Annotated in this window: 26 protein-coding genes, 1 pseudogene and 1 other annotated feature; of the genes and pseudogenes, 6 read left to right on the plus strand and 21 right to left on the minus strand. The window is 40.2% G+C overall.

Translation table 11 applies throughout. From position 1 onward, the window contains the following. Positions 1-16: 16 nt before the first annotated feature. From spxA to MUO15_RS21880, 10 genes and pseudogenes are all read right to left on the minus strand, one after another. Positions 17-412 (minus strand): transcriptional regulator SpxA, encoded by a 396-nt coding sequence (spxA, locus tag MUO15_RS06455; protein WP_079529418.1) that lies wholly within the window; start codon positions 410-412, stop codon positions 17-19. Positions 413-726: 314 nt separating this feature from the next. Continuing rightward, the gene (locus tag MUO15_RS06460; RefSeq protein WP_245034498.1) at positions 727-1,308 is read right to left on the minus strand and encodes a GNAT family N-acetyltransferase; all 582 of its coding nucleotides are present in this window, start codon (positions 1,306-1,308) and stop codon (positions 727-729) included. Positions 1,309-1,461: 153 nt separating this feature from the next. Continuing rightward, entirely contained in the window at positions 1,462-2,670 is a 1,209-nt protein-coding gene (locus MUO15_RS06465) for a putative glycoside hydrolase (protein ID WP_245034500.1), read from the minus strand. A gap of 155 nt (positions 2,671-2,825) precedes the next feature. Further along, positions 2,826-3,770, minus strand: a complete 945-nt coding sequence (locus MUO15_RS06470) for an ABC transporter ATP-binding protein (protein WP_245034502.1) — start codon at positions 3,768-3,770, stop codon at positions 2,826-2,828. After that, positions 3,767-4,824 (minus strand): annotated as a pseudogene (locus tag MUO15_RS06475) (ABC transporter ATP-binding protein). The gene MUO15_RS06470 and the pseudogene MUO15_RS06475 overlap by 4 nt, the downstream one beginning before the upstream one ends. Before the next feature lie 15 nt (positions 4,825-4,839). After that, positions 4,840-5,970, minus strand: a complete 1,131-nt coding sequence (gene opp3C / locus MUO15_RS06480; protein WP_245034504.1) for an oligopeptide ABC transporter permease — start codon at positions 5,968-5,970, stop codon at positions 4,840-4,842. Positions 5,971-5,978: 8 nt separating this feature from the next. Further along, positions 5,979-6,905 carry an oligopeptide ABC transporter permease gene (gene opp3b / locus MUO15_RS06485; protein ID WP_245034506.1) on the minus strand — a complete coding sequence of 309 codons (927 nt, stop codon included), beginning with the start codon at positions 6,903-6,905 and terminating at the stop codon, positions 5,979-5,981. A 160-nt stretch (positions 6,906-7,065) separates the two neighbouring features. Next, a complete protein-coding gene (locus tag MUO15_RS06490; protein WP_245034508.1) occupies positions 7,066-8,757 on the minus strand; it encodes a peptide ABC transporter substrate-binding protein in 1,692 nt (563 codons plus the stop codon). 310 nt (positions 8,758-9,067) lie between these two features. Continuing rightward, complete coding sequence (locus tag MUO15_RS06495) at positions 9,068-10,288, minus strand: peptide ABC transporter substrate-binding protein (protein ID WP_318036200.1); 1,221 nt, start codon at positions 10,286-10,288, stop codon at positions 9,068-9,070. Continuing rightward, entirely contained in the window at positions 10,285-10,734 is a 450-nt protein-coding gene (locus MUO15_RS21880) for an ABC transporter substrate-binding protein (RefSeq protein ID WP_318036201.1), read from the minus strand. Before MUO15_RS21880 ends, MUO15_RS06495 begins: the two co-directional genes overlap by 4 nt. A gap of 171 nt (positions 10,735-10,905) precedes the next feature. On the opposite strand from MUO15_RS21880, the gene MUO15_RS06500 reads away from it, so the two are divergent. Together MUO15_RS06500 and trpS are read left to right on the plus strand one after the other, a co-directional pair. Then, positions 10,906-11,274: a DUF3899 domain-containing protein gene (locus MUO15_RS06500; RefSeq protein WP_245034510.1), complete on the plus strand. Its 369-nt coding sequence runs from the start codon at positions 10,906-10,908 to the stop codon at positions 11,272-11,274. 588 nt (positions 11,275-11,862) lie between these two features. Beyond that, positions 11,863-12,040: a binding site (T-box leader), on the plus strand. A 57-nt stretch (positions 12,041-12,097) separates the two neighbouring features. Beyond that, a complete protein-coding gene (trpS, locus tag MUO15_RS06505) occupies positions 12,098-13,096 on the plus strand; it encodes a tryptophan--tRNA ligase (RefSeq protein ID WP_245034512.1) in 999 nt (332 codons plus the stop codon). Between the two features lie 217 nt (positions 13,097-13,313). On the opposite strand, the gene MUO15_RS06510 is transcribed toward trpS, so the two are convergent. Further along, positions 13,314-14,075: a DUF3603 family protein gene (locus MUO15_RS06510; RefSeq protein ID WP_245034514.1), complete on the minus strand. Its 762-nt coding sequence runs from the start codon at positions 14,073-14,075 to the stop codon at positions 13,314-13,316. Positions 14,076-14,153: 78 nt separating this feature from the next. Further along, positions 14,154-14,366 (minus strand): YuzI family membrane protein, encoded by a 213-nt coding sequence (locus MUO15_RS06515; protein WP_245034516.1) that lies wholly within the window; start codon positions 14,364-14,366, stop codon positions 14,154-14,156. A gap of 161 nt (positions 14,367-14,527) precedes the next feature. Here MUO15_RS06515 and MUO15_RS06520 point away from each other — a divergent pair, with 161 nt between their 5' ends. Then, entirely contained in the window at positions 14,528-15,511 is a 984-nt protein-coding gene (locus MUO15_RS06520; protein ID WP_245034518.1) for an LCP family protein, read from the plus strand. A 71-nt stretch (positions 15,512-15,582) separates the two neighbouring features. Here the strand turns inward: MUO15_RS06520 and fabF are convergent, their stop codons facing one another. Both fabF and MUO15_RS06530 read right to left on the minus strand, forming a co-directional pair. Next, positions 15,583-16,824 (minus strand): beta-ketoacyl-ACP synthase II, encoded by a 1,242-nt coding sequence (fabF, locus tag MUO15_RS06525; RefSeq protein ID WP_245034520.1) that lies wholly within the window; start codon positions 16,822-16,824, stop codon positions 15,583-15,585. An 18-nt stretch (positions 16,825-16,842) separates the two neighbouring features. Then, positions 16,843-17,784 carry a beta-ketoacyl-ACP synthase III gene (locus MUO15_RS06530; protein WP_245034522.1) on the minus strand — a complete coding sequence of 314 codons (942 nt, stop codon included), beginning with the start codon at positions 17,782-17,784 and terminating at the stop codon, positions 16,843-16,845. Between the two features lie 343 nt (positions 17,785-18,127). Here MUO15_RS06530 and MUO15_RS06535 point away from each other — a divergent pair, with 343 nt between their 5' ends. After that, a complete protein-coding gene (locus MUO15_RS06535; RefSeq protein WP_245034524.1) occupies positions 18,128-18,325 on the plus strand; it encodes a hypothetical protein in 198 nt (65 codons plus the stop codon). 32 nt (positions 18,326-18,357) lie between these two features. On the opposite strand, the gene MUO15_RS06540 is transcribed toward MUO15_RS06535, so the two are convergent. Further along, positions 18,358-19,308 carry a BMP family ABC transporter substrate-binding protein gene (locus MUO15_RS06540; protein WP_245034526.1) on the minus strand — a complete coding sequence of 317 codons (951 nt, stop codon included), beginning with the start codon at positions 19,306-19,308 and terminating at the stop codon, positions 18,358-18,360. Between the two features lie 79 nt (positions 19,309-19,387). Next, positions 19,388-19,927, minus strand: coding sequence for a hypothetical protein (locus MUO15_RS06545; protein ID WP_245034528.1), 540 nt, complete (start codon positions 19,925-19,927; stop codon positions 19,388-19,390). A gap of 136 nt (positions 19,928-20,063) precedes the next feature. Between MUO15_RS06545 and MUO15_RS06550 the strand changes: the two genes are divergently transcribed. Both MUO15_RS06550 and MUO15_RS06555 read left to right on the plus strand, forming a co-directional pair. Beyond that, positions 20,064-20,237 carry a DUF2929 family protein gene (locus tag MUO15_RS06550; RefSeq protein ID WP_245034530.1) on the plus strand — a complete coding sequence of 58 codons (174 nt, stop codon included), beginning with the start codon at positions 20,064-20,066 and terminating at the stop codon, positions 20,235-20,237. A gap of 154 nt (positions 20,238-20,391) precedes the next feature. Then, on the plus strand, positions 20,392-21,198 hold the full coding sequence (locus MUO15_RS06555; RefSeq protein ID WP_245034532.1) for an undecaprenyl-diphosphate phosphatase: 807 nt from the start codon (positions 20,392-20,394) through the stop codon (positions 21,196-21,198). 422 nt (positions 21,199-21,620) lie between these two features. Here MUO15_RS06555 and moaD read toward each other — a convergent pair whose 3' ends face one another. The 5 genes from moaD to MUO15_RS06580 all read right to left on the minus strand — a co-directional run bounded on the left by moaD (position 21,621) and on the right by MUO15_RS06580 (position 24,271). Next, the gene (gene moaD, locus MUO15_RS06560; RefSeq protein ID WP_245034534.1) at positions 21,621-21,854 is read right to left on the minus strand and encodes a molybdopterin converting factor subunit 1; all 234 of its coding nucleotides are present in this window, start codon (positions 21,852-21,854) and stop codon (positions 21,621-21,623) included. Continuing rightward, the gene (locus MUO15_RS06565; RefSeq protein WP_245034536.1) at positions 21,851-22,318 is read right to left on the minus strand and encodes a molybdenum cofactor biosynthesis protein MoaE; all 468 of its coding nucleotides are present in this window, start codon (positions 22,316-22,318) and stop codon (positions 21,851-21,853) included. The genes moaD and MUO15_RS06565 overlap by 4 nt, the downstream gene beginning before the upstream one ends. Beyond that, on the minus strand, positions 22,311-22,835 hold the full coding sequence (gene mobB, locus MUO15_RS06570; RefSeq protein ID WP_245034538.1) for a molybdopterin-guanine dinucleotide biosynthesis protein B: 525 nt from the start codon (positions 22,833-22,835) through the stop codon (positions 22,311-22,313). The genes MUO15_RS06565 and mobB overlap by 8 nt, the downstream gene beginning before the upstream one ends. 279 nt (positions 22,836-23,114) lie before the next feature. Beyond that, positions 23,115-23,426, minus strand: a complete 312-nt coding sequence (locus MUO15_RS06575) for a metal-sulfur cluster assembly factor (RefSeq protein WP_245034540.1) — start codon at positions 23,424-23,426, stop codon at positions 23,115-23,117. Between the two features lie 77 nt (positions 23,427-23,503). After that, positions 23,504-24,271, minus strand: coding sequence for an alpha/beta fold hydrolase (locus MUO15_RS06580; RefSeq protein ID WP_245034542.1), 768 nt, complete (start codon positions 24,269-24,271; stop codon positions 23,504-23,506). Positions 24,272-24,350: the final 79 nt, after the last annotated feature.

Here is a 24,350-nt window from a genome sequence, read left to right on the forward strand (position 1 = left end):
GATGCAGCTTTTCTATTTAATTTACTAAACGTTGTGCTTCTCTCAACTGGAAGGTACGTACGCTTCTCGGCAAGAAACGTCTGATTTCGTCTTCATTGTAGCCTACCTGCAAACGCTTATCATCAATAATAATCGGTCGGCGTAATAGGCCGGGATTTTCTTGAATAAGGTCAAATAAATCTTGCATAGGCAATTGATCAAAATCAACTTTTAATTTTTGGAATACTTTAGATCTTGTAGATATGATCTCCTCTGTACCATCCTCAGTCATTCTAAGAATTTCTTTGATTTCATCAATCGTTAACGGTTCAGAAAAAATATTTCTCTCCGTATAAGCAATGTTATGCTCCTCAAGCCACGCTTTTGCTTTTCGGCATGATGTACAACTTGGTGAGGTATAAAGTGTTACCATACAGAAACTTCACTCCTCAAAATGTATTATATTCACTTATTGACTACTTATTAGTTTAAAATTAGTATAATCTAATCTTATATACTTACTATAACACACATGTCAACTAAAATCTATAACACATTAGTAAAAAAAGCTTTAAATCACTTATAACCTCGCTATTCATCCATTCTGTACTATTGGTAATACCACACACATTCATTAAATAAACCTGTGTTTATTGTTAAAAATGACTTAATCAATATTATTTATTTTCAACTACCCTCGATGATTGAAAATCCCCGCCATTAGGGGCCAGGGACCGCAGGCAATTTTTACTTCTTTAAATCTTTTAGAATATCGTCTGATTCACGATCTTCATCTAATGTTAATACCTCATCAACAGGCTGATAGGATCTCCCATAGAATTCGTTATCCTTGTAAGTGTGAATTTCTTCATACATTCTCTTCATCTGTTCGTAAATACTCTCTTCAGATGCATCGCTTGGAGACCAATAGAGAATTTCCATTGGATTGGTTTCATTCGTGGCTAGGGACCTTCTCGTGTACCCGATGGATTGAGCATGTGTGAAGCCCTCACGTTGGTAAAAGTGTAGTCTTTTCGCCGAATCGGTATCATCATAGTCAACCGGTTCTACTTCTAGAATAATCGGTTTTCCTTTGGCTTTCATCTTTTCAATAAGCTGATGACCCAATCCTTGTCCGCGAGAAGCTGATGATACATAAACATAGTCAATAAAGATAAACGAGTTAAACTCTGCGTACATTAAAACGTGGTGTTCTCCCTCATCCTTATAATACACATCACTTTTCTCTTTTAACAACGCTTCCATATGCTCTTGGGATTTCATTTCCTCTACAGGGAAATATTGATTTAACTTTTCATACCAGTCCATAAATCTACTCCCTTTTTTTATAATCACTTTTATTATACCGAATAATCACACAATTGTTAAATACTCAAATTAACCTTACTTTAATAATTCCCGAATTAGATGTTCATTAATCAAAAAAGCACTGGTTAACCCAGCGCTTTTCCTCATCTTATCCTACGGTGTATAATCTACATTTGGTGTATAATTATTCCTAGCATTCCAAATTAAATACTCGTTTATACCATTATCTTGTAATGCCTTAATTTGTTGTTCCACCTCAGCTTTTCCATATTGCTTTGTGGCTCCCGAGTAAAGCCAAGGTGCCTCAAAGTCTTGGATCCATGGTCTTGATGTTGGAGGGTCTTCTAATTTATCCAACACAGCGTTCTCAATTTTGGCATATGCACTAATTGTCTTATATGGGTGCATATCCGGCACATCCAGGCCAAAGAATGGTCCCCAATGACTTGGATAGATCATCGATGAAATAACATCAACATGACTAGAGATTTTTGAAAAGTTTTGCCCGATATTAGGTGCTTCTTCGATTGTAGCTGCATAGCCAAATATATCAACAGACACATCGACATCGTATCCACTTAGTTCCTCTTCAGCGAACTTAACAAAATCTGTTACCGCCTTGACACGTTTATCTACGTCACTCATTTCTAGGTCAGCATAATCACCCTGATCGTAATTTAGAACGTCGTCACGCGAACCGAACCCTTCTGGAAAACGAACATAATCAAACTGGATTTCTTGGAATCCAAGTTCGGCAGCCTTCTTGGCAATTCCTAAGTTATACTCCCATACTTCTTTCATAAACGGATTTGTGAAGGCCTCCCCTCTGCCGTTCACCCATACCTCCCCATTCTTCGTATAGGAAAGCTCCGGTCGTTTCTTAGCTAACAATGAATCTTTGAAAACCACTACCCTGGCGATGGGATAAATCCCTTGTTCTTCAAGCTTTTCAAGCATGGCTCTGGGATCGTCAATGAATGGTTCAGCTATATCCTTATAGGGGGAATCCTCCGATGGTTCAAAGGTAATGTTGCCGTGATCCTCTTTGATATCGATAACCATTGCATTTAAATCGGTTGTTTTCACTAACTTTGTGAGTTCTTCCATGTTTGAACCACCAGCTGATGGACCTGTCACATAGATCCCGCGGACAGCCTTAGGGTATGTAAAGTCCAAACCAGAATCATAAACGAAACGAGCAGCCGACTCTGGAGATTCCAGTGGGGCCAGGGCAAGTTGTTTACCAGTAAGCATTTGTACCTCTTTAGAATCCCCTTCTGCTGCACTTGCATTATGTAAAGGAAATGCGCAAACTAGCAAAAGAAGACTTGCAAAAAAAAGTACGAGATGATTTTTTTCCATTATATCCTACTCCTATTTTATGTGCTTTCTTAAGTATATAAGAAGACTAGCCATTATGAATAGTACTTTTTGACAACTTTTGATGATTTTTTTTATTAGTTTTACATAAAGAAAGACCTTGCTTTATCATACACAAGGTCTTTTCTCCAAAGTAACTAGTTTTTCACACTAGTACCATGTTCTTTTTTATAATGGTCAAATTCTTTCGTTGTACATAGAACCCAGTGCCCTGGACGGACTTCTCTAAATTCTGGTTCTTCACTTGTATCGTGATCATTTGGATCATACGTAAAACGCTCACGAGAACGTTCGTAATCTGGATCTGGTAATGGAATCGCCGATAGTAACGACTGTGTATATGGGTGCATCGGATGCTTGTAAAGATCTTCAGCACTCGCAAGCTCAACCATTTTACCAAAGTACATCACGCCAATTCGATCACTAATGTACTTGACCATAGAGAGATCGTGGGCAATGAACAAGTAAGTGAGCTCATGTTCTTTTTGTAATTGCTTCAATAAATTAACTACCTGTGCTTGAATGGATACATCAAGTGCAGAAATCGGTTCATCCGCGATAATGAAGCTTGGATCTACAGCCAGTGCTCTAGCTATTCCAATACGCTGACGTTGCCCGCCACTAAATTCGTGTGGATAGCGGTTGGCGTGCTCTCTATTTAAGCCAACCGTTTCCAGAAGTTTATGAACACGATTTTTTCTTTCTTCATCATTATTCACAAGATTGTGAATATCCATGCCTTCTGCAATAATATCCTCTACCTTCATACGAGGATTTAACGATGCATAAGGATCTTGGAAAATCATTTGCATTTCGCGGTTAAACTTCTTCAGCTCGCTACGAGACTTCTTACCATGAACATCTTCACCGTCAAATAATACTTGGCCATCTGTTGCATCATAAAGGCGGATAATTGTACGTCCCGTTGTTGATTTCCCACAGCCAGACTCACCTACAAGTCCAAATGTTTCCCCTTTATAGATATCAAATGTCAAACCGTCGACGGCTTTGACTACACTATGCCGCCCCGTTTTAAAATGCTGCTTCAAGTTGGTTATTTCTAACAATTTTTCTTGACTCATAGTCGATCACCTTCCGTAGACTTAGACGATTTAGCCATCCCCTCCATACGTTTTTTAATTGATTCTGGAGGGTCAACGTCTGGTGCATTCTCATGTAACAGCCATGTTGCTGCATAATGAGTGTCAGATATTTTGAACATTGGCGGCTCCTGCTCTAAGTCAATTTGCATGGCATACTGGTTACGAGGTGCAAAGGCATCTCCCTTAGGCGGGTCAAGTAGATCCGGGGGAGAGCCTGGAATGGCATAGAGCTCTTCGTCCGCGCTGTCTAATGACGGCATCGAACCGAGCAGCCCCCAAGTATAGGGGTGTTTAGGGTTGTAGAAGATATCATCAACTGTTCCTACTTCTACAATGCGCCCTGCGTACATAACTGCTACACGGTCAGCGACGTTTGCTACTACACCAAGATCATGGGTAATAAAGATTGTTGCAGAATCTGTTTTCTTTTGAATGTCCTTCATCAGTTCTAAAATCTGTGCTTGAATCGTAACATCAAGAGCAGTCGTCGGTTCATCAGCGATAAGCAACTTAGGATTACAGGCTAAGGCAATCGCAACCACTACGCGCTGTCTCATTCCCCTGAAAATTGGTGGGGGTATTGTTTAATACGACTTTCAGGGTCGGGAATTCCTACAAGCTCAAGCAGTTCGATAACACGCTTACGAGCTTGAGTTTTATTCATCTTTTGGTGTTTAATAAGCCCCTCCATAATTTGGCTCCCAACTTTCATAGTCGGGTTAAGAGAAGTCATGGGATCCTGAAAAATCATTGAGATTTCTTTCCCGCGAATCTTTTGCATTTGTTTCTCGCTCATCTTAGTAAGATCGCGTCCTTCGAAAAGGATCTCTCCCTCTTTAATGCGTCCAGGGGGCATAGGGATTAGCTTCATCAGTGCTTTTGTTGTTACTGACTTACCAGACCCCGACTCTCCTACAATCGCAAGCGTTTCCCCTCGCTTCAAATCGAAATTAACCCCACGTACAGCTTGTACTTCACCGCCATAGGTGTCAAAGGATACATGCATATTTTTCACTTCTAATAATTTTTCCATAATTAAACCTACCTCCTATTCGCGCATCTTCGGATCAAATGCATCTCGAAGTCCGTCAGCTAATACATTAAACCCAATCATAATTAAAGAAATAACAATGGCTGGGAATACTAGAATATGCGGGTAAATTTGCAGTGATGAGAATCCGTCATTAACTAGAGTACCCAATGATGCCAATGGTGTTGGCAGACCAAGACCGATAAAGCTTAAGAAAGCTTCAAAGAAGATTGCACTTGGTATGGTAAACATCGTGTTAATAACAATTAACCCCATTACGTTTGGAATAAGATGTCTTCTTAAGATCCGATTATCCTCGGCACCTAGAGTTCTTGAGGCTAGGACAAATTCTTGGTTTTTCAGCTTAAGAATTTGCCCCCTGACTATCCTGGCCATCGATATCCAACCGGTTATCGCCAGGGCTATCGTAATCGATAATATCCCGGGGTCCAAAATTAAGATCATGAGGATAACAACGACTAAGTTCGGGATACCTACTAGTATTTCAATAATACGCTGCATATAGTTATCGACGCGTCCGCCATAATAGGCAGAGATTCCGCCGTAAGCCACACCAATCACCATATCAATCGCTGTTGCTAAGAAGGCAATATAAAGTGAAACCCTTGTACCATGCCACGTTCTTGACCATAAGTCACGACCAAGCCCATCTGTACCAAACCAAAAGTTTGTTTGCTGGTCTTTTGCCGCATAAACATCATATTCAGCTTCAACCTTAGCTGGTCCCCCATTGCTTCCGTCATTCACAACGGTTGTCTCAATATAATCTTCCTGATTGTTATAACGCATTAGCGCCTTTTCTCGTGCTTCTTCGACAGTTTCTGCACTTTGGACAGAACTTAACGTCCCATCGAAACCTAACCAGCCTAAACCATCAATCTTTGGAGGCATCTTCGCAACAGATAGGTCTTGATCATATTGTCCAAAGTCATTAAGATACGGTCCAAATATAGCTAAAAGTCCTAATAGTATCAGTACTCCTAGCCCAACCATCGCCCCGGCATTTTTTCGTAGCCGGATAAATGAATCCTTCCAAAAGGATAAGGACGGCCGAGTTATCTTTTCACTTTCATTACCTTTTAAATCTACAGGTACAAATGAATCTTTGTTCGGTTTGTGATTATCCATAATAGGTACTACTCTCCTTCTGCCAGTCGGATTCTAGGATCAATGACACCATATAATAGGTCAATGACAAATACGATGAAGATAAACATAAATGCTAATAATAACGTCGTACCCATTATGATTGGAAAGTCGTTCGTGTTTACGGACTTCACAAACTGCTCCCCAATGCCTGGTACAGCAAAGATGTTCTCAATAACAAGAGTACCTGTCATTAAACCGACCGCGAGAGGACCGAGAACCGTAATTAATGGGATTAAAGCGTTACGTACACCATGTTTAAACACAACTCCGAATTTATTTACACCTTTAGCTCTTGCTGTTGTAATGTAATCTGATCCCATAACTTCAAGCATCTCTGTTCGCATAAAGCGGGCTGCAATCGCCATTGGGAAAATAGCTAAAGCTACTGTCGGCAATACCGTATGCTGCCACGTTCCCCAGAGGGCAACTGGGAACCATCCTAACTTTACGCCAACGAAATACTGTAAAATCCCCGCAAATACAAAGGAAGGAATCGATTGTCCAAGGATCGCTACAAATGTAGATCCATAGTCGAGTGGACCGTTATGATAAAGAGCTGAAACCAGTCCAAGTAACATGCCTAAAATTGTACCAACAACCATCGCTTGAACCCCTAATTGTATAGATGGCCCGATACGGCTCATTAGAATATCTGTAACTTCACGGTTATCAAATTGAAAAGAAAGCCCCATGTCCCCTTGTGCTAAACCAGCCATATAGTTGAAATACTGCACAGGCACCGGCTCATCCAATCCGTACTTTTCTAAAACAATTTGTTGCTGTTCCTCCGACAATTTATCCGCAGCACTTAGGGGTGTACCAGGTAGAAATTTCATTAAGAAGAAAGATAATGTTGCGATCAAAAACAATGTTAATATCATATATACCAATCGTTGAAGTATATAACGTGCCATTCAAACACCTCCTGTGAAATCATCCAATGTCTAAATTCCGCGCAATTAACTGAAATTTGTCTATTATTAGAATATTTTCTTTACAGGGAAAAAGAGAGCATACGCCAACTTTTTGGACATATACTCTCTCCCCTATTAGCCAGCCTATATGTGGTTAAATTTATTTACCTTCGATATAAGCATATTTGTAAGTGTAGTCAGGACCCATTGGTTGAACAAATACGTTCTTCACATATGGTTTCCAAAGCTGTGCTAGTGCACGCTGATAAAGAGGTGCAAGTACTGCATCTTCTTGAATCAGCATCTTCTCAGCTTCTAGGAATGTTTCAAAACGAGGAACAGGATCAAGTGCGAGTTCAGTATTAGCTTTTTCGATCAAAGCATCATACTCTTCGCTTGAATAACCAGTCTTGTTGTTTCCACCGTCTGTTACCCACATGTTTAGGAATGTATTCGGATCAATGTAGTCAGGACCCCAACCAGAGTTTTGAAGATCATATTCCATATTCGCATCACGCTCTAGACGGATTTGGAATGGAACACTTTCAACATTTACGGTTAGACCTTCAAGCTGTTCAAGCTGGTCTTTAATGTAAGCATCAAGATTTTGTGCTGTTTCTGTGTCACCGCCAAGGTAACCAAGCTCAGCTGTTTCGATACCTAGCTCTTCTTTCGCTGTCGCCCAAAGTTCTTGTGCTTTTTCCACATCATGTTCGACAAGTGGTCCGTTAATTTCACGGAAGTCTTCCCCAGTTTCAGGGTGTTTAGCAAAGTTAGCTGGTACGTCACCGCCGGCAGGGATAGAACCGTTATTAAGAATAACGTCTACCATCGCTTGACGGTCAATAACCATCTGAATGGCTTTACGTGCATTTACGTTAGCCAAGATTTCATTTTCCTGGTTCATCTTAAGATAGAACAATGTTGGTTCTTCTTCTATACGGAATTCATCAGAAGAACGGTACTCGTCAACAAATTCTGATGTTAAAGTAGTACGGTCAATTTCTCCTGTTTGGTATAGGTTGACTGCAGAAGATGTTTCTTTAACAACACTTACGTTAATTTGGTTAAGCTTAACGTTTTCTGCGTCCCAATAATCTTCATTCTTTTCAACTGTCCAGCCTTCACCGTGATTCCATTCAGTAATAATGAATGGACCGTTAGCAAGCATTGTATCTGCTTCAAGGGCATAATTTTCACCTTGTTCTTCAACGAATGCTTGGTTCATTGGCAGGAATGTACCGAATGTAGTCATAGATTCGAAATATGGAACAGGCTTTTCTAAAACAACTTCTAAAGTATAGTCATCTACAGCTGTTACACCTAGTTCTTCAACTGGTGTTTCGCCTGCAGCAATTGATGTAGCATTTTTAACGACGCCGCCTAGCATATATGGTCCGTATTCAGAGCCCGTGTCAGGGTTAACGGCACGCTGCCATGCAAACACGAAATCATTTGCAGTAACAGGATCTCCGTTAGACCAAGTTGCATCTTCACGTAGAGTAAACGTCCAAGTAAGTCCGTCTTCACTTACTTCATGACTTTTCGCAATCCCTGGTTCTGGCTCTCCATTTTCGCCAAGACGGTAAAGACCATCTTTAGTGGATCCTAACCATTGGAATGCTACTGCATCTGTAGCTAGTGATGAATCCATTGTAGGAATCTCAGCTGTTTCATATAGATTAAGTACTTGCTCGCTGTCACCAGCGGCCTCTTCTGTGCCTTCTCCTTCGCTACCGCTGTCAGTGCCGCCTTCAGATCCAGTTTCTGAATCTCCGCCTCCTGAACAAGCAGCGAGGAACATGCTAAGTACTAGTGCAAGTACTAGCAATAACCAATTTGTCTTTTTCATGTAGAAAATGACCTCCCCTAAAAATTTTCTGAATTTTGGTGTGGCGCTTTGTCCACATTACGAATTATACAAGTTTTCTAACTATTTTGCATTACCTTTTTTTAATAAAAATTACACAAAGCCTGATATTATTACGTTTGCGTAACACAAAACAAGACTAATTACCTAGTTTAATTTACAAAAAATAAACTATTATATAATGGTTTAGGATAATATTTGACTACTTTATGATATGAAACTATTCACGGAATCAATTCTTAGTACAAAGTAAAAAGGAGATATGTCAGAAGACATATCTCCCCTCTATTCTTCATTGTTTACCTTCAATAAATGCATATTTGTACGTATAATCAGGACCCATTGGGTTTGCGGTTACATTTTTCACGTACGGTTTCCAAAGCTGTGCCCTTGCTCGTTGGTAGAGGGGTGCAAGCACCGCATCTTCTTTAATGAGCAATTTCTCGGCTTCTAAAAATGTCTCGAAGCGCTCAACCGGCTTTAATGCAAGCTCTGTAGCTGCTTGTTCAATTAATTGATCATATTTTTCGCTTGAATAGCCTGTTTTATTATTTGCCTGATTCGTAACCCAAATGTTTAAAAATGTGTTCGGGTCGATATAGTCAGGGCCCCAACCGTAATTCTGCAGGTCATAATCCATATTCTTATCTCTCTCTAGACGAATTTGAAATGGTACGCTCTCTACATTGACTGTTAATCCTTCCAGTTGTTCAAGTTGGTCTTTTACATAAGCATCAAGGTTTTGCGCAACCTCTGTGTCGCCACCTAGATATCCAAGCTCCGCTTCTTCAATGCCTAGTTCTTCTTTTGCTTGAGCCCACAGCTCATTTGCTTTTGCTACATTTGTTTCAATAAGGCTTCCGTTGATTTCACGGAAGTCTTCTCCAGATTCAGGGTGTTTAACGAAATTCCCTGGAACAATGCCCCCAGCAGGGATGGATCCGTTATTTAATATAACGTCTACCATAGCCTGACGGTCGATCACCATCTGAATCGCCTTACGCGCATTTTTGTTAGCCAGTATTTCATTTTCCTGGTTCATCTTAAGAAAAAATGTTGTCGGTTCTTCTTCCACCTTAAATTCTTCTGAGGATCGATATTCATCCACGAATTCTGAGGATAGATTCACCCGGTCAACTTCCCCTGTTTGATATAAATTAACGGCTGCTGACGTTTCTTTTACAACACTTACGTTAATCTGATCTAGTTTAACCGCATCTGCATCCCAGTAGTCTTCATTTTTTTCTACTGTCCAGCCTTCCCCATGATTCCACTCAGTCATGATGAAAGGTCCGTTTGAAAGCAATGCATCTGCTTCCATCGCATAATTTTCACCTTGTTCTTTAACGAATTTTTCGTTGAGCGGCAAGAATGTACCGAACGTTGTCATCGATTCGAAATAAGGTGTAGGCTGCTCTAACGTAACTTCAAATGTAAAATCATCGACAGCCTTTACCCCTAGTTTATCAACAGGGACTTCCCCTTTTGAAACAGCTGTTGCGTTTTTAATCACGCCCCCATCATATAGGGACCGTATTCAGATCCTGTTTCTGGATCAACCGCACGCTGCCAGGCAAAAACAAAGTCATGTGCCGTAACAGGGTCTCCATTAGACCATGTAGCATCGTCACGTAAATGAAACGTCCATACTAAGCCGTCATCACTTACCTCATGCTCCATCGCAATTCCAGGTTCTGGCTCACCGCCTTCTCCAAGGCGATATAGTCCATCCTTTGTTGATCCTAACCACTGGGATGCCAGGGCGTCTATCGTTAGAGATGAATCCATTGACGGAATCTCTGCAGTGTCAATCAGATTTAATACCTGCTTACTAGATTCTGAACCTTCTCCATCACTGCTGCTTTCAGAACTAGTCTCAGAGCCTCCCCCGTTACAAGCGGACAGGAAAATACTAAGAACTAGTGCCAATGCTAACAGTAACCAATTTGTTCTTTTCATGTAAATCATTCCTCCATCTTTTATGTACATTTTTTCCAACGTTTACAATTATACAAATTTTAGCACAACTTTGCACCCCCTGTAATTAGATTACATCCACCCTAAAGCGTACATTTTAAAGCAAAAACATGCTATAATATGTAGGAGTTTTCCCGGAAAGGTGTGAACGACATGGCCATTGTCCGAAGCAAATGGACAATCGTTATCTTGAATTTTTTCCTATGTATTCTGCTCTTTGTATTTTGGGCGCCCGCCCAGGACCTCCTTAATTTCATTAATTTATTATTTTATATAGCTTATGTTTATTTATTTATTGGATTGATTTTATGGGTTGTTCGTGGTGGATTCTTCGATGGAATCACTTACAGCATGCGGAGGTTCACGAACCGTATGTCGAAGAATAAGGACTATCTCGATGAATGGGAGGATCGACCTCTACCTTCTGAGATGGTTCATCGTTCATGGTCTCGTTTCTTTATGTTCCAAGGGGTAATCTTATGTATCGGGTTGGCCGCTTTGCTAGCTGTTTATTACAATTAGTAATTAAACTTGCAAGCGGAGAAAGACTCTTCTATAATTTTCTAAAAGCTATTTAATACAACTCAATCGCGACGATAATTTTATTCTATTTTATAAGAGAAACTGTGGTTAGCTGAGAGCAGTGAAGCTGGATAAAATGAAATTGGGGCTTTGGAGCAGATTTACGTAATTCGGCGACAACGAATTTGAGCTGACTTTTTTAGGAAAAGTGTGCTAGGCGCCTTGAAAGACATTGTTGTCTTAGTGGCTTGCTTCAGGCATTTTAAAAAGTAATAAGGGTGGCACCGTGAAGCATGTGCCATGAAACCACAAAACATTTTAATAAAGAAGATAATCTTACATCCATTAAAGGCTCTTCAACACCTTTTGGAGCACAACCAATAAAGAAGTAAGAACAAGGAATTTTCTCCAAATAGTATGCAAATTTGGAAAACTCGCCTGTTGATGCACTAACTAGTGGTTTCATTTGCAATATCGATGAAAAGAAAGTTTCCAAGCATAATAAACCTTTTGCCAATGAAACATGGATTCGACTGTAAACCCTTGCTTTATGATTAAAAATTCGGATATAATAAAATAAAATTTTATATCACAGTGATGAAAAAGATAGAGTACAATTACCCTCTGGACTTTTAGAGAACTTGTGGCTGGTGGAAACAAGTACCAAGGTAATTTGGAATTGGGCTTTGGAGCTATAATTGATCAAGTGATCTCGCCAAAATGGGTGAGATAAATAGGGTGGCACCGCGAAACATTCGTCCCTTCCAATTATGGAAGGGACGGGTGTTTTTTTATTTAAAAACTAAAACAAGAGGTGAAGAAAATGAAAACGATTTTTTCAGGCATTCAACCTAGTGGTACGTTAACATTAGGGAATTATTTGGGGGCGTTGAAGCATTTTGTTGACTTACAGGATGATTACAACTGTTATTTCTGTGTAGTAGATGAACATGCCATTACGGTCCCTCAAGACCGTCTTCAGCTGAGGCAAAATATTCGATCTTTGTCGGCTTTGTACATTGCTTCAGGGATTGATGTAAGCAAATCAACCTTATTCATTCAATCCGAGGTCCCTGAGCATACGCAACTAGGATGGATGCTGCAATGTGTCAGTTACATTGGAGAACTTGAGAGGATGACACAATTCAAGGATAAATCCCAAGGAGGTAAGGAAGGGGTCACTTCAGGCCTATTAACCTATCCCCCTTTGATGGCTGCTGATATCCTTTTATATAAAACGGATATTGTACCTGTAGGAGAAGATCAAAAGCAGCATCTAGAATTGACTAGAAACTTAGCTCAACGATTTAACAATAAATATAATGATATCTTTACTGTACCAGAGGTCAGTATACCTAAAGTCGGAGCCCGTATCATGTCACTTCAAGAACCAACTAAAAAAATGAGTAAATCTGATGCTAACCAAAAAGCATTTATCTCCATGCTTGATGATGAGAAGAAAATTTTGAAGAAAATCAAAAGTGCTGTGACGGATTCTGAGGGTATTGTGAAATACGATAAGGAAAATAAACCAGGTGTAGCCAACTTGCTCACCATTTATTCCATTTGCTCCGGTATTTCTGTTGAGGATTTAGAGAAAAAATACCAGGATACTGGATATGGAGTATTCAAAGAGGATGTGGCTCAAGCTGTTATCGCAACGTTAAAACCCATCCAAGAACGATATGATCAACTCATCGAATCAGAGGAATTGGATGATATGCTGGATCAAGGAGCCGAACATGCTAGCTTCCAAGCAAATAAGATGCTAAATAAAGCCAAGAAAGCTATGGGGTTAGGACGTGTCAAAAAAAATAAGTGACAAGGCAGGTTCTCCCTCTTTGAAGCGGAAAGTTTCTGCCCAAACTTGAGATCATTCTACCCTAATTTGCAATGATTCGGACGAAATCGGACGGTTTCTGACAAATTTTTAAAAGATTCTAACCAAAAGGCCTATGATTCTGACTAAATGCGAGAGGATTCTGTCCAAACACATGCTTTCATTAGTCAAGTGGCAAAAGCCAGAATTGAGGTTAACCTCAATTCTGGCTTTTAATATGTTTGGCTGCCTTTTGGTTTTCCCCTTCCCAAATAGTTTCGAAAAAAGGCTGCCCTTTAATAAGTTTTCCACATAATTCTTCATGGTGTATACTCCAGCCATGAGCTGCACCATAGTACAGACGCTCCCATGCTTCTTCATTCGTTAATTCTTTTATAAAACGGTATTCAGCGGGGTTCCATTCTGTTAGCCAATAACGAACTTCCTCCGGATAATCCGAATGTTTCAACTGATCAAGTGCCATCATTAACAGCTGTTTCAATTGTCTCTCTCTTCTTGTTAACCCTGCCATTTTTTCTGGTTCTAATGAAAGAATATGGTATTCTTTAGTCACTGGTTCTTCCATTCTATAGGAAGCTGGTTTTTTACCATGAACCATTTCAAATACAAGTCGTTCCTGGCGTGGAATCAATCTGCTTTTTTTAACAGGTAACGTGTAACCTAGTGTATCAAACACAAGTACATCCTGTCCGTTAGTCACGACAGCGGCGTATTCAATCGTATGTCGTTCTTGATTTTTCTTCATATAAGTTCTTTTTTGTACATCTTGCAGTAATGACATCGGTAAATCCTGTAAATCATTTTGAATACATTCAAAAAGCTGATCTTCAATAAGTAATAATGGAATTTGATCAACGATCTCTATTCCATCCTCTTTCCGCCACTCGTGAAACCTGCAAACATTGTAGCCATTCTCTTCTCCTTCAAACCAGTTAACCCATAAATCGTGCATATATAACATCGTGCACCCTCACTTTCTAACAGTGATCTCTTTAGGTTACATTATGACCAATACTGGCTTTTTTATTCTTTGAATCCATTATTTAGTAAAGGAATCACTCATTAATAAGAGTGCAACAGATATAAACAGGATCCCAAGGGGGAATAAATAGCATTCCGGACGGGACTTGATAAATAGTAAAAATTCTATCCAGCCTAATCCTGCAGGAATAAGGTTTAAATAGGTGATCGTTACTGTTCCGCCTGCCACAGAGAATCCAAAGCCTGTTAAAAATAATAGCCACCGTACCATTGCTTGTCCTCCCGGTCTTGTCCCTTTCTTTATTTTATGAGAATGTGAGTGTGGACATGCCTTTCATTAATCGGGGAATTCATACATAATTCCCCCTTTACTTACACTGAAAATACAGGTAAATTTAATAGAGGAGCTTTCAGATAGAAAGGATGATATATATGACAGCTAAGCGCTCCGTGCGTAGACGAAAGAGACGTTTACGTAAAAAGAGGCTGTTCGTAGCTGCGTTATTGCTTATTTTTATTACTACCCTGGGTTATTCAGGTTATCAATATATGATGGGTAAACAAGAGTCCCTGGGAAAGGTATCCGGGGAAGATGGTGAAGTTCAACTCGAAGAAATCTCAAGTAAATATAAAGAGGAATTTAAAGGTGTCGACAATCACGATGGAAAAACAAATGTTTTGCTATTAGGTGTTGATCAACGCGGCAGTGAAACCCCCCGCTCAGACACAATTATGATCGCACAATATGACCCTGAGAATGAAAGTGCGAAACTCGTCTCGATTATGAGAGATACTTACGTTAATATTCCAGGTCATGGATACAACAAGATTAATGCTGCATTCGCCTTTGGCGGACCTGAACTATTACGGCAAACGATCGCTGAGAATTTCGGTGTTGAAACAGAATATTATGCCATCATTGACTTTACTGGTTTTACACATATTGTGAATACGTTAGCTCCAAATGGTTTAAAGGTTGACGTAGAGAAAGACATGAAATATAACGGTGGAGAAGATACGAACATCAACTTAGAGGCAGGCACACAAAGGCTAAACGGTGATGAACTTCTTGGCTATGCGAGGTACCGTAGTGATGCAAGAGGTGATTTTGCTCGTGTAGAAAGACAACAAAAGGTTATTAAACTATTAAAAGATGAACTTCTGTCGTTTAGTGGTGTGTTGAAAGCACCTCGTTTAATTGGAACGATTCAGCCTTATGTTGATACGAATATGGGAAGCGGTAAAATCTTAACTCTTGGAAAAGATTTTATCTTAAATCCTCCAAAAGATATTGAGACGCTAAGTATTCCTACAGACGATAATGTACAGAATCTGCGTAAACCCTATCCTATTGGGCTGGTGTTAGCGCACAACGAGCAGGAAACCGCACAAACGATTCAGGAATTCCTGGAATAGAAAAACAATGCTAGCTCCTTGGAAAAATACGAAATAAAAAATCCCGATGCCACTCCGGCATCGGGATTTTTTTAATCATTAAACTTTTGAAAAATTAGAGACGCATTATGACCACCAAAGCCTAGAGAATTACTCATCACGATGTTTAACACCTTTTCTCTCGCTTCATTTGGTACATAATCCAAGTCACACTCAGGATCAGGGGTCTCATAATTGATTGTTGGCGGCATAATTCCTTCATTTATTGCTTTTAATGAGATAATTGCTTCGATCGCACCTGCAGCCCCTAACAAGTGTCCTGTCATTGATTTTGTTGATGAAATCGCCAAATTGTATGCATGGTCCTTAAATACAGACTTGGCAGCAATGGTCTCAAACTTATCATTGAGATCTGTAGATGTACCATGCGCATTTACATAATCGACTTGTTCAGGCTCAACGCCAGCATCGCCCAGTGCTTGATTCATTGCACGAGAAGCGCCTTCTCCTTCTGGTGCAGGTGAAGTAATATGATGGGCATCCCCAGTTGAACCATAACCTGTCAACTCACCGTATATTTTTGCTCCACGTTGTTTAGCTGATTCAAGTGTCTCCATGACAAGGATGCCTGCTCCTTCACCCATTACGAAGCCATCTCTATTCTGGTCAAACGGGCGACTCGCTGTATTTGGGTTTTCATTTAATGAAAGTGCTCGTGCTGCAGCAAACCCAGCAAATGACATTTTATTCATAGGGGCTTCTGTCCCACCTGCAATCATAACATCGGCATCTCCACGCTCAAGCACTCTGAATGCATCTCCAATGGAGTTTGCCCCTGAAGCACAAGCTGTGACCGTACAGGAGTTAATCCCTTTGGCTCCTAAAGAAATGGAAACCTGTCCGGCTGCCATATCTGGAATCATCATCGGGATAAAGAATGGACTGACACGACGATAGCCTTTCTTCTGAAAGGTTTCAAATTGAGACTCATATGTTCCCATGCCGCCAATTCCAGATCCAATCCACACCCCTGTTCTTGGGGCATTCTCTTCATTGATTTCTAAGCCCGCATCCTCTACGGCCATAAGGGAAGCTGCCATTGCGTATTGAACAAAAGGATCCATACGGCGCACATCTTTACGATCAATATACAAAGAAGGGTCAAAATCCTTTAATTCAGCTGCTACACTGACAGGATAATCCTCTTTGTTCACTTTCGTAATTTCACCAACTCCTGATTTTCCTGCTTTAATATTTTTCCACATTTCATCGACTGTATTACCTACTGGAGTGACTGCTCCCATGCCGGTAATGACGACACGACGTTTATCCATTACTATATTCCTCCTTGATTACTTACCCCACTTGAGTGCAACGGCGCCCCAAGTAAGTCCGCCACCAAATCCTACAAGTACGACAAGATCATTTTCTTTTATTTTACCTGCTTTTACGTCTTCTGACAAAGCAAGTGGAATCGAAGCGGAAGATGTATTTCCATACCTCTTCACAGATGTAGCCATTTTCTCTTCTGGAACACCAAGTCTTTGTCTCGCTGCTTCCATAATACGAATATTCGCTTGATGAGGGATCAAATAATCCACATCTTGCTCATTTAGCCCTATTTTCTTAATGACATTCACAGACGACTCAGGCATCTGTCTAACTGCAAATTTGAAAACTTCTCTCCCATTCATATAGAGGAAGTCATCTTCTTTATCTTGGTACAAATGAGGTCCGCCACTACCGTCAGAGCCTAACTCAAAAGATAGAATTCCTTTTCCATCACTTACTGGTGCTACTATCGCGGCACCAGCTGCATCACCAAAAAGGACGCACGTGTTACGGTCTTCCCAATTAGTAATTTTAGAAAGCTTTTCAACACCTACAACGAGAATGTTCTTATAGGCGCCATTTTCAATAAACTGTTTTGCCGTAATGAGACCATACATAAAACCAGCACAAGCAGCACCTACATCCATGGATGCTGCTTTCTTTGCACCTAGGCGATGCTGCAGCATGTTAGATACGGATGGAAAAGGTTGATCAGGTGTAACCGTAGCTACTACAATCATGTCCAATTCCTCTGCTTTAACACCTGCATCCTCAAGCGCATTCTCAGCTGCGTGGAAAGCCATATCAGATGTGTCCATATCATCAGAGGCAATTCTTCTCTCCTCAATTCCCGTACGCGTGCGAATCCACTCATCACTCGTATCGACAATTTTCTCTAAATCCTGGTTTGTCAGTACCTTTTCTGGTACGTAATGACCCGTTCCGATGATTCCAGCATTCATATGTTCATCCCCTTAAAGGTAAAATCTTATAGTGACTGTTCAAAAAGTTGCCAAAATAGAAGGTCGACAAGATCGCCACGACACGCGAGCAACGTCGACACTAGCACGTCTTGTGCGTCGAAAAAAAGGTCGAGCAAACGCTCCTCAAAGCAGGTCAATGAGGAGATTGTCTTTTACCATTTGGTGACTTTTTGAACAACCTCTTATATCAAATATTATGACTTGGTACTAATTTTAATTCATATCTATTTTTTCTGCAAGTAAACAAAGTCTGTGTACGTAGGCATCTTAATCCCACATCCGAGCGTTTTTCCGCATATCGTAAAAAAGGAGGTGATTATAAATGAAGAAAGAAACTCCTTCGTCCTTTGATTCCTTTATGTGGGGAGAAAGACCTGAATCAAGTACACCTGCAGAAACGGAAAATAAAGCAGAAACAGAAGATAATGCTGATTGGTCCACTATTATAAAGGAAGTTCAGCATACTTGGGTTGCCGTATCCCCCTTGGTACAACCGCTTCTTAAAAAATTCAAGAAATAAGGAAAAGCTCAGAAGCATGCAGCTTCTGAGCTTTACTGATTAGGAAGTTGACCCGTTTCTTTGTACCTTTTTACAGTCTTCTTCATTGTAGCCTGAAAACTTTCGGGAACCATTGGACTATATTTGCCCATTTCTATTGCACCTTCCTGAAAATCAAAACTAATTGCCTTACCAGGTAACTCTCCGGCCAAAAATTTCTCCATCGTAATATTATAAACACGGTCAACACGTTGCACTGTGCTAGTCAGGACAGTATTGTTCGCAACGAAGGACTGATCTGATACGTAGCCAATCCCATAATGTCCGTCGTCTTGAATTTCGCGAATCAATGGTATATTAAAAATATCACCCGCCGGATAAAACACATCTGCCCCCTTTGCTTCAATCCGGTTGTACAGTTCAATCGCCCTCTCCGTGTCTTCCCAGTTATTTGTATAGGTAATATCAATTTCAACTTCTGGATTTTGGAATTTAGCGCCTTCATAGAATCCTTCGACCTCAGGCTGCCACTGAAAAGCTGCTATTAATCCAATTTTATTGGTTTCTGTCATTTCTCCCGCAACCATACCGGCAAAGAAGCCCATGGCATTTGCGCTGAAGTTTAAACTTGTAACATTATCAGCCGAAAACTGGCCATTGAAATATATAAAATGAACATCCGGATAGGATTGATGAAAATCTTGAAAGTAACTGCCATATACATTCCCATGACCGAAAATAACATTTACCCCTTTATTGACAAGCTCAACAACAGCTTGAGCTGTTTGCGATTCGGTCTTTACTCCCTCTTTAAAGTACACATCTACTCCAAAGTCCTTTTGAATAGACTGTAGACCTTTGTAGCCCTGTTGTCCCCACGCTTGATCGTGGATAGTAGTTTCAACAAGCATTCCTACTTTATCAGTCTGGCCTGATGCAAATGGCTGCTGACAACCCGATAGCAGCATAAGTGTGATTAGAATCAAAATATAAAAAGTTTTCACCCGAAGCACTCCTATTAACCTTCATTCACCCCTTTTATTTTACATGTTTCTCTACAGGAAAGTAAATGTGTAGATGTGCTTACAAGGTAAAATTATCCACTTCCCCTCTAAACTTTTGATAGGTGTGCCATACATTCTCAAGATGACCTTTGTCCGTTTCACCTCGGGAAAAACGCTGGTCATTTAGGCGAAAAACATCTCCATCACTCACATATTTAAATATTTCACTAATAAAATCCTCTACATAAACTGCCTGGGATTTTACTACCCAATCACGAAAATCTTCATAAGTGTCTGCTTGGATATCCATCCATTCCCCATAAAGTTGAGGGAGTTCGACACATAACCTGTTTGAGGTACGTCCATTAGGACAAATTTCGATCATATCATTATAAATATAAAGCCGTTGGTCTTCATCAGATTGTTGGCTATGATTTTCACGATCTTCTCCTGAGTTAAAATGCTGAAAGTTACTATTTCGACCCACATTCATATACAAAAGTTCCTTAACCTGTGTATCGATTTTGTCTATTCCTACTACTGCCTTGCCCTCTTGAAGTAAATATTGAATACAGTGATATCCAATCCAGTGAAAACAATTATATATAACTGAAGCCATATCTGTTTCCCCCTTTTCATCTCACATTTTATTCGTAAACAGCTTGCCCCATGCTGAATCAAGCGATTTCATATTTATTTTTCATGAGAACTCTGGTAGAATGAATAAAGAATGTGTGAAAATGAGGTGAATATCCATGCGGATTGTTATGACGATAGTATGGGCCTTCTTGTTAAGCCTAATGACAGCATATGTCATCAGTAATATGACTGGAGCAGATTATTCCTTCGTTCAAGTAATAGTTATGACCATTTTGTTCGGTGGTACCACTATTGTGCTTGGTGAAGGAGTTATTAAAGAAGAAGCCTAATATTCGGGGAAAACGCTGCTACTTATGTATTTCGTAATTAGCAGCGTTTTTTTGTTGCAATAGTGTAGGGCATCATTTGTCCTATACGTCTATAGTTAATAAGGAATAGCAGCCTATTCGCTATTTTTCTGTTCATGAAGGGGGAATACATACAATGCAGGAGTTTTGGTTGTTAATTAAGTATTTATTTTTAGGATTATTCCAAGGAATCACAGAACCTATCCCGATATCCTCAAGCGGGCATTTGGTCATCTTACAGTCGTTAATGAACCTGGAACTCGAAGGTCTTGAATTTCTAGTTCTTGTAAATTTCGGATCACTAATAGCTGTCCTTGTGATTTATTATGACGATATTATTCGTTTATTAAAAAATAGTGTCGGCTACCTAATCTCTAAAGATGACAGACAGAAGGACGATTTTGAGTTTGTATTATATTTACTCATTGGTACCGTGCCAGCAGGGGTGCTGGGGTTATTATTTAAGGATTTTTTCGAACAGCTTGAATACGTTGAAACCGTTGCTGTTGCTCTAATTATTACTGGGATTGCATTGTGGATTATTCGTAATATCCGTGGCAGTAAAGGAGAAGGAATGCTAACATGGAAAGATGCGGTTATTGTAGGCCTGGCCCAGGCTGTCGCATTAATTCCGGGCATCAGCCGTTCAGGAGCTACCATTGTAGCGGCTATGCTTCTCGGAATGAAGCAGCAAACAGCCCTGCGCTTCTCGTTCCTGCTTTATATACCAGTAAGTTTAGGAACGATGCTTCTGTCGGTAGATGAATTGCTGGCAGACGATTTATCAACACTCTGGTTACCTTATCTGTTCGCGTTTATTGCTTCTGTCTTTGCTTCTTACTTTTCACTGAAATGGTTTATGAATATTATGGAACGAGGAAATTTGAAATACTTTGCCTTCTATTGCTTCATTGTCGGAGGACTTGTATTGTTTTTCCTTTAAGTCAGGATATAATACGTTAAACGCCCTAACCAGCTTCTTTAGTTGAGGCCACTGAAAAACTGCGTGCTTTTCAGTCGCAAGGCATTTAATGAGGTCCTTGTCTAGTTGGGGAAGCTTTTGCTTATTTAACTTGTCTTATGCACGATTTAAAGCTATATATGCGTATTTACATTCCCGTTCATTTATGCCTACTTCTTGAAGCTCATGAGGCGATTCATACTCTGGTTTAACTTAAAAATGGCTTCCGACTTTGGATGATATCCAAAGTCGGAAGCCATTTTAATTGTCCCATCGACCCTATATTGAAATATTCGTCAGTTCTTAAGTGGCCTTAGTTAGACCGTTTCTTTGGTGAAGCTATAAAATTATGATGGTAATGCATTTTTATGAAATAAAGGCAGCCTTACCATTGCCTGACCTCTTTATCCACCACTAACTGGAGGAATAAATGCGATCACATCACCCTCCCCTATCTTCTGCTGATTATCTGCATACTCTTCGTTTACTGCAGTCATTGCTTCATTAAGTCGATCCAACTGAAACTGCTTCCCTATATATTCTTTTACTTCGCTAACTGTTTTTCCAGTCACGTCTAACTCCAAACTTTCTTGTCCGACTTTCTCTTGTAATCCGGCAAAAAATAGAATACGATTCATTTCATATCCTCCTTCTTTGGTGAGCCTTCTGGGTATGCTTTCTGTTCCTTCTGATCGCCGATCCATGCTTCCCCATCCTCCCAGTTTTCCTTTTTCCAAATGGGTACGATCTCTTTAATTCGCTCTATGGCATAACGACTCGCATCATAAGAATCAGCTCGATGCGGGGTGGAAACAGCAATGACTACAGCGATGTCTTCTATTTCTAAACGACCGATCCGGTGTGCGATGGCTGTTTTAGTATCCGGCCAGCGTTCCTCTATTTCCTGACCAAGCTGTTCAAGCTTTTTCTCAGCCATTGGGCGATAAGCTTGATACTCTAAATGAAGTGTTCGTTTTCCATATGTAAATTCCCTTACAGTACCTATGAATGTGTTAATCGCGCCAGCCTCACGCCTTGAGACGAGTTTAACAACTTCTTCGATAGAAATCGGGTGATCTGTAATCCAAAATTGCTTACTCATCGGCCTCTCTCCCCTTCATGATGCTATATATGTTTTTAATCGAATGCTTCCTTTCGTTCATCGTAAAAACGGGTACGTCAACATGTTTCACCCATTCCAAGTTCCACGTTAACACAAACGCAACTTGCTCTAAATCCAATAATTGCACATCTGATTCCTCTTTTAAAATAACTGCTTTCTTATAGGCTTCCTTTTTAAAACCTTCTATGACAATTAGATCTGGTTCAAATGATTGATAAAGTTCAACTAATCGCTGCAATGGGGGACTTTGTTTATGATTGTATTCTAACTGAAAGGTATCTGCACTATCTACACCTGTTAAAAACGATCCGGCCTTTTGTAAACGGTAGCTATCAGTCTGGTCATGCATCGGTTCAAGAGGCTGCTTATGACCATGGTGTTTGATCGTTGCGACTTGATCACCAATCGATGAGCCATATTCAATTAGATCACATAACACAGTCGTTTTCCCGCTATTTTTATAGCCCACAATTTGAAAAATGGGTGCTTGCATCATGATCCTATCATCCTTTACTAAAGGAATTATGAAAAAACCCCCGCCATCTTATGGGCAGGGGAACTCCATGTTGTTTAGGAAATTATAAAATATTTCCCCATGGATAAGCTTACATGAAGTTAGTCACATCCAGCTCCAGCGCGCAAGACTAGTCAATCGCCGCCGTGGGCCCACGTGGGGTAGTTCGGCGTTGGCACAGGACGTGCCCCGTTAACCGAACTTCCTTTAGTCGAACTTCCTCTGTCGTGTCTATCAGGGCGCTTGCGCTTTTGCTCTTAATCAATCCGGTATGCCGAGAGCAATTTTAGCATAGCGGCTCATCCGGTCTTTCGTCCATGGTGGATTCCAAACAATATTGACAGTGATTTCATTTACTTCTGGAAGATCAGCAACTACGCGTTTAACATCTTGTTCAATATGGCCTGCTAATGGGCAACCCATTGCCGTTAATGTCATTGTTACTGTTGTATTACCGTTATCATCCATATCGGCTCCGTAGACGAGGCCAAGATTAACGATATCGATACCCAGTTCAGGGTCAATAACATTTTCTAGGGCACCCATGATATTTTCTTCAAGTGCAGTATCCACAAATATTTCCTCCTTCACACTTTAGTACAACTCTATTATAAACAAATTTCTTCCGATATTAAACCTCTAAGCCTTGGCTAAAGGACAATTTCAATCCAATTCACCATTTCTTTAATGGCAAAACGACTCACCTTATGGTCCCTGCCTACTTCACGAAGGAAGCGAATGTTCTCTGGATTTTTATAATATTCAATTGCCTGATTGTAAAAATCATAGGAATGATCGAATGGAACGACGGGATCTGCATCACCATGCCAGAAGAATAACGGCCGTTCCTGCAGCTTATCCATTTGCATCGATAAATCGCCAGCTTCTAGTGAGTCGTATAAGCGGTTTAGCTCTTCTTTACTAATAGGAAGCTCGATGCCCGTCATCTCAACATCTTTAATTAATTTTTTGGCAAAATCAACAGGCTTCGGTGATCCCATCATAACAGCAGCGGTTTGAATCCAAGGATACATTGTTAACGCTGCACTCGTTGTGACACCGCCCATCGACGTCCCACCAACTCCAAAACGTCGGTCTTTGACTAGATTGCGACGGTCAAGGTCCTCTTTTATATCCTTGAGATCTTTTAAATTTTGATTCACTATATCCCAAAATTTAAAGTTTAATTCTCTCTTAGTAAGTTGTGCTTCTTCTCTATCTCCATGATACAAACTGTCAGGTAAAATGACACGGTATCCTTTTTCAGCAAGCAAATAAGCTTGCGGCAAGTTGTGTTCTTTGGCTGAAGTAAATCCGTGAAAATATGTAAACACAGGAAGCGCTTTGTCCTTTTTCTCATCTTCTACAATAACTAGTACAGGGATGTCATTAAACTTCTCTCGATAGATGCCAATCATATACTCGAATCCTTTCTACTATCCAAGCTTTACTTTCGTTTAACATGTCTCTAACATTTGTTGTGTAGTATAATCGTAA

Source organism: Halobacillus amylolyticus (assembly GCF_022921115.1).
Classification (GTDB): domain Bacteria; phylum Bacillota; class Bacilli; order Bacillales; family Halobacillaceae; genus Halobacillus_A; species Halobacillus_A amylolyticus.